The organism is Paenibacillus sp. OT2-17, from assembly GCF_009827695.1.
Taxonomy (GTDB): Bacteria; Bacillota; Bacilli; order Paenibacillales; family Paenibacillaceae; genus Paenibacillus; species Paenibacillus polymyxa_B.
In genome coordinates, this window is the sequence record NZ_WUDQ01000356.1 from 1 (window position 1) to 3,840 (window position 3,840).

The window sequence follows — 3,840 nt, forward strand, 5'->3', positions numbered from 1 at the left end:
CTTACCGGCAAGAATGACGTCTTGTGCGATGATATCCGAACGTACAACAGCAGATTCTCCAATGACGACAGTACGAGTGCTGCGGATATCGCCCTGAAAATGACCGTCAATCCGAATATTGGCCTCTGCCTCAACTGTACCTTCAAAGCTGGTGCCATTAGCGAGCAGTGTATCCATAGCTGGGGCGGAGAGCTTTTTTTTGGATTCCTTGAACATGATGGTTTTCCCCCAATCTTTTATTGTAAATATTTTCAAAAATCCTCATTGTACATACAGTAATGGATCGACAGGTTGGTTATGCTTGACGATCTGAAAATGAAGATGAGGTCCTGTGCTTCTCCCGGTACTTCCCAGCAGACCGATGGTCTGTCCTTTGTGGACACGATCCCCCGGAGCCACCTGCATGCCGCTCAGGTGCATATACCAGCTCTGGAGTCCGTCAGGATGCTGGATGATGATGCACTTGCCGCGGGCTCCGCTAGAAGCAGCCTCCAAGACGGTGCCGGCTCCTGCTGCATAGACAGGATCACCGGTTTGTCCGGCAATGTCCACGCCTGAATGGAAGGCAGATCTGCCCGTAAAAGGGTCGCTGCGATAGCCGAAGCTGGAGGTCATTCGCCGTGAACCTACAGGCCAAACGGAGGGATTCCCTTGCTCGGCAAGAGCCAGTCTACGAGTCTGGAGTAGCTGTGCGGCTTGTTTGCGCTCCAGATTCTGCTGTACGGCATTTGCTTGCTGAATAGAGCGGGGGACCGTACGTTCCACCGTGTCCAACAGAGATTCGATCTCCTGAAAATCATCCATTGCCTGGCGAGTTAGGAGGGCAGTATTTTCATGCACTGCGATCAGCTCGCCCCCGATATGGCCGGAAGCATCCCAGGAGAGCGGCGTCATGGTCTTTTTATGGTTACTTGTGGCAGATGAGTTTCCGTGTTTTCGAATGAATTGCTGCATTTGCTGTTCCAGCTCCGTTACACGCTGGAGGCGTTCACGAATATTGGTGGCTTGATTCGTCAGCTCCATGACTTCCTGCCGTAGTCGCCCAATGGCCGCATCCTTGTCCGCTACCGTGACCTCCATCTGCAAACTCTGGACAGCAAGATTCGTTTCCATTTGGGAGATAATATGGGAAGAACGGATTTGCAGCCCGATCACGAGTGTAGAGATAGACGCGATCACAAGAGTTGGGACGAGAATGACAGCGGCTGTAGAGCATTGTAGCTGCTTGGGCGGTTGCTGTGCATCCCGAATAACAAGCAGGGTCATCCGGCGATTTAGGCTTCCTTTTTTCATAATCGCTCCTTTCCGGACATCGCTCCTATAGTGCTTGGTTACTATCTATTCAGCTTAAGAGGCAAACATGTCAAAAAAATTGGAGCTTAGTATAAAACGTAGATGAGGATTTTGCAAAATCCTGAGATATATAAGGAGGCTTAGACATGCTGTGGTTGCTGTTGGTTTTAATTGTTTTTATTTTTCAGACCGGGACGATCCTGCTCTTTGAATTTCGCAAGCCGTCCAAAGCGGTAGCCTGGCTTTTTATTTTGTTTTGCTTCCCGCTCATTGGCTTTGTCGTGTACTACTTTGTTGCACAGGATTATCAGAAGCGCAAAATGGTTCGAAAAGGGGGATCGCAGCTGTTTCGTGAGTTTCGCGAGCGTCTGTGGGCGCAATCCAAAGTGATTGAACAGGTGGAGCAAATGCATAATCCTCATTTCAAGCATCAGGAGCGACTGTTTAACCAGTTAATTCGTATGTCGGAAAACCCGTTGACTGGATGTAATCGCACACGTGTGCTGACGAACGGTGAAGAAACCTTCGAGGCTATGCTGACAGCGATGGAACATGCACAACATCATATCCATGTGGAGTTTTACATATTTCGGGCCGACGAAATCGGAAGAAAGTTTCAAGAGGTCATGATCCGCAAGGCACGTGAGGGAGTAAAGGTACGATTCGTTGTGGACGGTGTAGGAAGCTACCATTTGCCCTATTCCTTTATTCGTACCTGTAGTGAGGCGGGAGTGGAATTTCATTATTTTCTACCTCCGTTTTTCGCCACGTTGGACCGCCGGATTAACTATCGCAATCACAGGAAAATCGTGGTAGTGGACGGCATGATCGGATTTGTGGGGGGGATTAATGTAGGCGACGATTATCTCGGAAAATACCCCAAAGTGGGATTTTGGAGGGATACGCATTTGCAGATTGAAGGAGATAGCGTCTATTTTCTGCAAAATGCATTTCTTAGCGACTGGAAGCTGGCCTCAGGGGAAAGGCTGATGGATGTGAATTTATTTCCTCCACATACCTGCACTGGGGATGAGGAAGTACAGATTTTGAGCAGCGGTCCCGATCAGGTTTGGGATACGATTCAGGAAATGTGTTTTGGAGCGCTCACAGTTGCCAAAAAGCGGATTTGGATTACGACGCCGTATTTTATTCCCGATCTGGGGATTTATGAGGCGCTCAAGCTGGCAGCAGTCAGTGGTGTAGATGTGAAAATTATTATTCCCTACCAATCCGATTCGAAGCTGGTTCATCTGGCGTCTTTATCCTATGTGCAAGAACTGCTGGAGGCAGGGGTGGAGTTCTACCAATATCGAAAAGGATTTATTCACGCCAAAGTGGTGATTGTCGATGATTTACTCGGCTCGGTCGGGACCGCCAATATGGACATGCGCAGCTTTTTCTATAATTTTGAGTTGACCGCTATAGTTTTTGCTAATTCAGCGCTGGAACGGCTTTCGGAAGATTTTGTAGAGGACATTTCCAACTCCTCACGCATAGATTTAAACGTGTTCCGCAGACGGCCTCGATCTCAGAAAATAGCTGAAATTCTAACTCGCATGCTCTCTCCACTCCTTTAAAGGCGGTTTTCGCCGTTTTTATCGATATAATCCCGCTTTATTGTGATTTATGTGCTCTTTGCTAACTTTTTTGCGCAAAATCACAGTTTTATGGTATACTATTCATATAACACAAGCGCGGTAAAGGAGAGGGGACTGCGGATAGCAGCCCCTTTTTCGGTCCAATATACCATACTGTAACGGGGGGATTTATATATGAGTGTAGTGAGCAAGGAAGTTCAAAATCTGTCTGAAATCACAGATGTAACCGGAGAGTTGACCAAGATCAGCAAAATTCCAGCTAATCCGAAGAACAAAGCAAAACGCCTGTTTCAGCGTGCGGCCATGATTATTTTCGGTGCGGCGCTTATGGCAGTGGGCCTCGAAATATTTCTGGTTCCTAACGGCGTTATCGACGGAGGCGTCACAGGTATTTCCATTATGGCCTCCAAGATTACTGGCTATCCACTCGGTATTTTCCTGACCCTGTTGAACCTTCCATTTTTACTTATCGGATACAAACAAATCGGTAAAACCTTCGCTTTATCCACTTTATTCGGCATTATCGTTATGTCCATCGGAACCGCGTTACTTCACAATGTAAGTGCATTGACTCCTGGCGAACCGCTGCTCGGCGCTATTTTTGGGGGCGTCATTCTCGGTGTTGGGGTGGGTCTTGTGATTCGGTCCGGCGGCTCGTTGGATGGGACAGAGATCGTAGCTATTCTCGTCAGTGAAAAAACTCCTTTTTCGGTCGGTGAGATCGTACTGTTCGTTAATATCTTCATTCTGGGAAGTGCAGGTTTTGTGTTCGGTTGGCCGAATGCCCTGTATTCCATGATTGCTTATTATATCGCCATGAAAATGATTGATATTACGATTGAAGGTCTGGATCAGTCCAAATCGGTCTGGATTATTAGTGAAAAATACCGTGATATTGGGGATGCCCTGACAGATCGTCTTGGACGGGGCGTAACTTATCTGGAAGGTG

At 47.7% G+C, this 3,840-nt stretch carries 4 protein-coding genes; 2 read left to right on the forward strand and 2 right to left on the reverse strand.

Going from position 1 to position 3,840, the window contains the following annotated elements:
* Together GRP75_RS21085 and GRP75_RS21090 are read right to left on the reverse strand one after the other, a co-directional pair.
* On the reverse strand, positions 1-216 hold a 216-nt coding region (locus GRP75_RS21085; RefSeq protein ID WP_202404246.1), incomplete at its 3' end, for a bactofilin family protein.
* A 45-nt stretch (positions 217-261) separates the two neighbouring features.
* Positions 262-1,293 carry a M23 family metallopeptidase gene (locus tag GRP75_RS21090; protein ID WP_023987449.1) on the reverse strand — a complete coding sequence of 344 codons (1,032 nt, stop codon included), beginning with the start codon at positions 1,291-1,293 and terminating at the stop codon, positions 262-264.
* Between the two features lie 146 nt (positions 1,294-1,439).
* Here GRP75_RS21090 and cls point away from each other — a divergent pair, with 146 nt between their 5' ends.
* Together cls and GRP75_RS21100 are read left to right on the forward strand one after the other, a co-directional pair.
* The gene (cls, locus tag GRP75_RS21095) at positions 1,440-2,870 is read left to right on the forward strand and encodes a cardiolipin synthase (protein ID WP_053324864.1); all 1,431 of its coding nucleotides are present in this window, start codon (positions 1,440-1,442) and stop codon (positions 2,868-2,870) included.
* Positions 2,871-3,065: 195 nt separating this feature from the next.
* Positions 3,066-3,840: YitT family protein (locus tag GRP75_RS21100; RefSeq protein WP_160790277.1), on the forward strand; the 775-nt coding region annotated here is incomplete at its 3' end.

Excerpts from the sequence above, each read along its gene's own strand:
- GRP75_RS21090 (WP_023987449.1), bottom strand. The coding sequence starts at position 1,293 with ATGAAAAAAGGAAGCCTAAATCGCCGGATGACCCTGCTTGTTATTCGG.
- cls (WP_053324864.1), top strand. The coding sequence starts at position 1,440 with ATGCTGTGGTTGCTGTTGGTTTTAATTGTTTTTATTTTTCAGACCGGG.